This window comes from Streptomyces sp. NPDC057654, from assembly GCF_042800135.1.
GTDB lineage: Bacteria > Actinomycetota > Actinomycetes > Streptomycetales > Streptomycetaceae > Streptomyces.
Genome location: NZ_JBHVHQ010000508.1, coordinates 1 through 6,282, shown reverse-complemented (window position 1 = coordinate 6,282; position 6,282 = coordinate 1). Strand labels below are relative to the sequence as shown.

Sequence of the window (6,282 nt, the reverse complement as noted above, 5' to 3'; positions counted from 1 at the left end):
CCCTCAAACCGCGCGTTCACCGTGCGTAGCGGCAACCTCAGACGTTCACGCCGAAGTCCGTGGCGCGCTCCTTGGGCGCCACTATCACGGACTGCAACGCAGTGCAACACTCGCAGTAGGGGGCGCACCATGGGTTACACCTTCATCGGCAAAGATCCCGAATCCGACGTGAACGGGTGCCCGGCGGTTTGGGTGGACGACGACCGGCGGCTACTCGTGCAGGGGCGGCGAGCCAGGGAAGATGTTCAGGCTCGGACGATGGCTGACTCGCCGCGAGCCGAGGATGAGACGCTGATCGTTCTGGAACCGAGGATGATCCCGCTCCTCAAGGAGGCTATCCGTGTCGCAGAGTCTGGCTGAGTTCGCCAATCTGCTCAGGCAGTGTGAGCGCTCAGCAGTGCACCTTGAGACCCGCGACGCATACGCCGTCCCCGGGGAACACCCTGCCTTCGACGCCTGGCTGGCAGGGGAGCGGAAGGACTGGGAGGACCGTTCGTCGTGGTGGCGCGATGACTGGCACGGCCTCATCCAGGACATGACCGCAAAAGGTGTGGCGGTGCACCGCGCGCGGGTGGTGGGTGAGCCCGTATCGGACTACATCAAGTGGGAGCACTACCTCACGTATGGCAACGTCGCTTGCGGGGAGGAAGTCCGGTGGCTGCCACGTCGGCAGGCATCCGACCTGCTGTTGCCGGGGAACGACTTCTGGCTCTTCGACGGCAAACTGGTCCAGTTCAACGTCTTTGACGGTGACGGCCGCTGGATGCACACGGACTTCACAGAAGACGCGGGCGTGGCAACACGGTGTGCTGACATGTTCGATGCGGTCTGGGAGCGAGCTGTCCCACACAACAAGTACAACGTCTAACAGAACAGCGGTCAGTCCATGACCTCACCTCTGTCGACGGCTGAAGAGGCCCATAAGGCAGTTGCCGACCGGCTTGCTCGCATGATGGAAGACGCCGATCTATCGGGGGCCCGGCTGGCCGCTCTGTGCGGCTGGGACCGCTCCAAGACTCACCGGATCATGCACCGGAAGACGATCCCGAAGCCCGCCGACATCCGCGCATGGTGCACGGCATGCGGAAGGCCCGACGAAGCTGAAGCTCTGATAGAGACCACGCGCACGGCCAAGACCCTGTACGTCCAGTGGACCCAGTACCTAAAGGGCGGCCTCAGCAAGGCCCAACGCAGCGGCATCTACCAGGAGACACGCTCCTTCCGTGTGTATAGCTGCGGGGTCCTCCCCGGGATGCTCCAGACGGAGGCGTACGCGCGGGGCATTCTCCGTACGATCCGTCGCTTCAGGAGTCTTCCCGACGACGTTGAGGACGCCGTACAGGCGCGCCTTGAGCGCTCGGAGGCCACTCTCCGGTGCAATCAAGTGTCCGTTCTCGTCGAAGAGTCGGCCCTGTACATGCCGATGACCGACCGCCCACAGCATGCGGAGCAACTGGAGCATTTCTTGTCCGTCATCGGGCACCCCAACTTGGCTTTCGGGATCATCCCCCACATGTCACGCCGCCCGGTATGGCCCATCGAGTCCTTCTATGCGTTCGACAATCGCGAAGTTCAGGTAGAGACCCTGACGGCCATGGTCCGGGTCACGAATCGAGTAGAGATCGACGTGTATCTGAGCGCGTTCGCTCAGATGGCACGAGCCGCTGTGTACGGCTCGAAGGCCAAAGCCCTGATGAGGAAGGCCCTCGACGCTACCGAGGAATGAAGGCGTACAACACCGTGCAACATCGGCCCTGCCTGGCAGCCCCTCTTCGTACCGTCCTTGGTACGGCGGAGTCACCGGAGAGGGCGAGCCATGACGAGCCAGGAAACGGTAAGGGGCGCAGGAGCGCCTGAAGATGCGGCGGTTGATCGCATGAGCAGCAGCGACGCCCGACAGTTCCTCTCCCGCCTCTCTGGCACCTTTGGGGTCGGGGGCGTGCTCATGGTGTGGAAGTCTGACCCGGGCGGCCCGGAGGGAGCCGACTTGGCCCCTGGCGATGGGCTGAAGTGGCCCAGGTGTGAATGCGGTAGTCCGAGGTGCCCGGACTACGAGGCGGCACCGAAACGGCCGGTCGAGAACCTGCACGCCAAGGTGGCTGAGGCCAACCGGCGAAGCCGCAGGGGTGGGCTGTGAACCTTCGTACTACGACTCGCCCGGCCCCCTCGGGGAGACGCGGACGTGACCGAACTGGGCTCCCCCGTACCCATTCGGAATCCCGGCAGGGGTGGCGTAAGCCCCGCCCCGGTGGTGCAAACCCTGGGCAGGTCGAACGGTCGGGGCGGGTTGCACGACGGCGCGGGGACCGCATCCCCGCTCTCAAAGGGAAGGGATTAGGCACGATGACCGCAGTCCCCGAGTTCGAGTTCCGCACGTCCAGCGCATGCAAGTACGACAACAACAACAAGCTGTGTGTCGAGGTGGCGACCAACGTTCCCGGTAAGGTCGCGGTCCGCAACTCCGCCACCGGTCAGACGGTCGAGTTCACGGCCGTGGAGTGGGCGGTTTTCCTCCCCGGCGCCAAGCTGGGGGAGTTCGACGTCACGGCATAGGGAGTCGTCATGCAGCAGTGCCCGTTGTGCGGTGGTAGCGCGGAGCGCGACCCGGAGCACTCTGGGGTGATGCGCTGCATGTCGTGCTGGGAAGTGTGGGTACTGCCAACTGATCGACGGTGCCCAGGCGCAGGGCGGGGCACATTCGCCCCCGCCCTGCGGCTGCTGGAGGAATACCGGGAGTTGAACCGCTGACTACGCAAAGGAACACCCCCGCCGTGATCGGCGGGGGTGTTCTTGCTTTGTTTCGAGGCTTCAGAGCAGTGCCATGAACGGGTTGGTGGTGGCGAGCAGTTCCGGCCGCTTCACTGCTTCCAGCGCCGGGGTGGGACCGGGGCCCGCTATCTCGGGGAACCTCACTGCCGCAACTGAAGGCAATCAAGGGCGGGGCGCCCAACGGGCCGGAAGGAGTCGCACAAGGCGCGTAGCCAGCACCTGATCGACGCACAGCGAAGACCCCCCAAGGGAAAGTTGGGGGGTCTTCATGCTGACCAGGCTGGTCCCGTGCTGATTCCGTACTGGCTCAGCACCTCTCAGAACGGTGTTTTACCAGCTCAGAGACCTGACTCTAGACGTTGACGCCGAAGTCCTTGGCGATGCCGGTCAGGCCCGAGGCGTAGCCCTGGCCGACGGCGCGGAACTTCCACTCCGCGCCGTTGCGGTAGAGCTCGCCGAAGACCATGGCGGTCTCGGTGGCGGCGTCCTCGCTGAGGTCGTAGCGGGCGATCTCGGCCTCGCCCGCCTGGTTGACGATGCGGATGTAGGCGTTGCGAACCTGGCCGAAGTTCTGGCTGCGGCTCTCGGCGTCGTAGATCGAGACCGGGAAGACGATCTTGTCGACGTCGGCGGGCAGGCCGGCCAGGTTGACCTTGATCTGCTCGTCGTCGCCTTCGCCCTCGCCGGTGACGTTGTCACCGGTGTGCTCGATGGACTGGTCCGGGGTGACCTTGTTGTTGAAGAAGACGAAGTGCTGGTCCGAGTACACCTTGCCCGCCGCGTTCACGGCGATGGCGCTCGCGTCCAGGTCGAAGTCCGTGCCGGTGGTGGTGCGGACGTCCCAGCCGAGACCGACCGTGACAGCCGTCAGGCCCGGGGCCTCCTTGGTGAGGGAGACGTTGCCGCCCTTGGACAGGCTTACAGGCATGGGAGATGTCCCTTTCTGGTCGAGACGCGGGGCTCCGTGCTGCGGACGAAGCTACCGTCACCCTCGATAACGCGAAGGAGGGACCGCAGGGTTCCAGCTCCCTTTACTTTCTTTACTCATCCCTGACGGTCGGCCTCCGCCCGTCCCGCGCAAAACGAGGTGACGGCGGCCCGTGAGCGCGGGAGCATGGGGGACATGTCCGGTCCTCACGTCATCCGCGGTTCCGTCTCCCTGCCGGAGGCGGAGCTCATGTGGCGTTTCTCCAGGTCCTCCGGGCCCGGCGGGCAGCACGTCAACACCAGTGACAGTCAGGTCGAATTGCGCTTCGACCTCGGTCGGACCGAGGCGCTGCCGGATGTCTGGAAGCAGCGCGCCCTTGAGCGGCTCGCCGGGCGCCTCGTCGGCGGCGTCCTGTCCGTACGGGCCTCCGAGCACCGTTCCCAGTGGCGCAACCGCGAGACCGCGCTGGTGCGGATGGCCTCGCTGCTCGCGGAGGCGACCGCTCCGCCGCCCCGGCCCCGTAAGGCGCGAAAAGTACCCCGCGGCGTCAACGAGCGCCGGCTGCGCAACAAGAAGGCGCGCAGCGATACCAAGCGAGGGCGCTCCGGCCGCGATTGGGGCTGATGCGGGGGCTGCTCCCGTTCCTCGCGACGCTCCCGTTTCTCGCGGCGCTCCCGTTCCTCGCGGCGCTCTCGGCGGATCGACGAATGGGGCGAGGAGCTCTTATGCGGATCGTTTGTGAATTTCTCCCCGGCATTGTGACGGAACCGCCGAGTTCGGTTTCGTGTTTTTCCTGCCCTGCCCTGCCCTGCCTTGCCGGACGCTTGTAACGGGCTTGGTGATTTTTGGAAACGCGGTGCCTATGTGTAGGACTGACGTGTGTCCGAGGCTTCCTCGGGCGCGAGTTGACCTGACGCGGCCGGCCCGGCACGGGGCCGGCCTCGTACGTGAGGAGAGATATATGAAGCCGTGGCGCAAACGAATGACCTGCGGCCTCGCCGTCGCCGCCGCTGTCGTCGCGATTCCGCTGACGGCAGGTTCCGCCTCGGCCGCGAGCTGGCACCCTATCCGGGGCGGCCACGAGGCGTATCCCGATATGGCCGCGTGCAAGGCGGAAATCCCCGAGGCGAAGAAGCACTACAAGGACGCGACGTGCATCGAGAACAAGGGGGAGATCTCCCTCTGGGCGCTGTACTAATACAGCTGTACTAATACAGCAGCCTCACGCTCGCGCTGTCCTCAGCGCCTGACGCCCCGGCGCCGGAATTCCGAACGGCGGCCGGGGCGGGACGCGCGGGGTGCCCCGTACGGTCGGGTCACTCCAACTGCCCGTACTTCCCCCGGAAATACAGCAGCGGCTTGCCCTCCCCGCTCGGGTTGCCCGCCGTCAGCACCCGCCCGATCACCAGCGTGTGGTCCCCGGCCACGACGCGCTGCTCCGTGCGGCACTCCAGCACCGACAGCGCCCCGCCCACCAGCGGCGCCCCGGTCTCCTTGCCGCGCTCGTACGGGATGTCCTCGAAGAGAAGCCGGTCGCTGACGCGGCCCTTCATCGCGAACCTGCCCGCGATGTGCCGCTGGCTCTGGGAGAGCACGGACACGGCCCACAGGGGATGGCGCTCCAGGATGTCGTCCATACGGGACTCGTTGCGAACGCTCACCATCACCAGGGGCGGGTCCAGGGACACGGACAGGAACGCGGTCGCCGTCATGCCGACGTCCTCGCCGCGCGGTCCGTCCTCGGGGTCATGGGCGGTCACCAGCACCACGCCCGCGGCCAATCGCGCCAAGGCGGCCCGGAACTCGTCATTGCTCACCCCGCCAGCATGGGGGATGTCGGCGTGGGCGCGGGGGAGGGAAGTCGTCTGCAACACGTTCCGCACGCTAGCCGCCCCTCGCTCTGCGTCACATCGGGCCACAGGACCAGGCGGGTCCTAGGGCCGACGGCCGACCGGCCGCCCATGCGGGGTGGCCTCGGATTTGCGTTCCGGAAGCATAGTGGGGCCTCCCGTCGCCACCCCCGCAAGCCGAACACTCCCTGTGACATGAGTCACAGCAGCCCGTAATTGTTGACCCTGTGTACCGAGCCGTCAGCTCGCTGTGATTCAGTGGCCGTGGTAATCGGACGACAAGAATTCTGGAGTTGCTGTCGAGGTCTCGGGGGAGTGCACGGTATGGAGACCGAGTCGGAGCCGTATGTCCGCCTTGCGACCCTGAGGCAACTGCACCAGGCGGTCGCGGACCTGAACACCGCGCGCAGCCTCGCGGACACGCTTCAGACCGTCGCGGAAGGGGTCGTCAAAGGCCTCGGGTACGAGCTGGCGGCCGTCAATCTGGTGCGGGCGGACGGCGATCTCGTGGTGGCCGCGGTGGCGGGCAGTGCGAGCGCCGAGGCCCTGATGGCGGGGCGGGTGGGTTCCCGCGCGTCCTGGGAGCGCCGGCTGGGCATGGGCGAGGGCTGGGGAGACCTGCGCTTCGTGCCGTACGCCGAGGGCTGGGTGCTCGACGACGACGATGTCCCGCAGTGGCACACCGGCGGCCCCGAGCCGCGCTTCCCCGGCGAGTGGCACCCCATGGACCGGCTC

General features: G+C 66.4%; 8 protein-coding genes and 1 pseudogene. 7 read left to right on the top strand and 2 right to left on the bottom strand.

What is annotated here, in order from left to right:
• Window positions 1–129: 129 nt before the first annotated feature.
• From ACFU99_RS29240 to ACFU99_RS29225, 4 genes are all read left to right on the top strand, one after another.
• Window positions 130–360 (top strand): hypothetical protein, encoded by a 231-nt coding sequence (locus ACFU99_RS29240; protein ID WP_384397705.1) that lies wholly within the window; start codon window positions 130–132, stop codon window positions 358–360.
• The gene (locus ACFU99_RS29235; protein ID WP_384397703.1) at window positions 341–868 is read left to right on the top strand and encodes a DUF6879 family protein; all 528 of its coding nucleotides are present in this window, start codon (window positions 341–343) and stop codon (window positions 866–868) included. The genes ACFU99_RS29240 and ACFU99_RS29235 overlap by 20 nt, the downstream gene beginning before the upstream one ends.
• A gap of 18 nt (window positions 869–886) precedes the next feature.
• Window positions 887–1,726, top strand: a complete 840-nt coding sequence (locus ACFU99_RS29230) for a DUF5753 domain-containing protein (RefSeq protein ID WP_384397701.1) — start codon at window positions 887–889, stop codon at window positions 1,724–1,726.
• Between the two features lie 617 nt (window positions 1,727–2,343).
• A complete protein-coding gene (locus ACFU99_RS29225; protein ID WP_384397700.1) occupies window positions 2,344–2,553 on the top strand; it encodes a DUF397 domain-containing protein in 210 nt (69 codons plus the stop codon).
• Window positions 2,554–3,121: 568 nt separating this feature from the next.
• Here the strand turns inward: ACFU99_RS29225 and ACFU99_RS29220 are convergent.
• Window positions 3,122–3,697, bottom strand: coding sequence for a TerD family protein (locus ACFU99_RS29220; protein ID WP_384397698.1), 576 nt, complete (start codon window positions 3,695–3,697; stop codon window positions 3,122–3,124).
• Window positions 3,698–3,883: 186 nt separating this feature from the next.
• Here ACFU99_RS29220 and arfB point away from each other — a divergent pair, with 186 nt between their 5' ends.
• Both arfB and ACFU99_RS29210 read left to right on the top strand, forming a co-directional pair.
• Entirely contained in the window at window positions 3,884–4,321 is a 438-nt protein-coding gene (arfB, locus tag ACFU99_RS29215; RefSeq protein ID WP_384397696.1) for an alternative ribosome rescue aminoacyl-tRNA hydrolase ArfB, read from the top strand.
• Window positions 4,322–4,658: 337 nt separating this feature from the next.
• Complete coding sequence (locus ACFU99_RS29210) at window positions 4,659–4,895, top strand: hypothetical protein (protein ID WP_384397694.1); 237 nt, start codon at window positions 4,659–4,661, stop codon at window positions 4,893–4,895.
• Window positions 4,896–5,013: 118 nt separating this feature from the next.
• Here the strand turns inward: ACFU99_RS29210 and ACFU99_RS29205 are convergent, their stop codons facing one another.
• Complete coding sequence (locus ACFU99_RS29205) at window positions 5,014–5,571, bottom strand: flavin reductase family protein (RefSeq protein WP_384397692.1); 558 nt, start codon at window positions 5,569–5,571, stop codon at window positions 5,014–5,016.
• 300 nt (window positions 5,572–5,871) lie between these two features.
• Between ACFU99_RS29205 and ACFU99_RS29200 the strand changes: the two are divergent.
• Window positions 5,872–6,282, top strand: a pseudogene (locus ACFU99_RS29200) (sensor domain-containing diguanylate cyclase); the annotation flags it as partial.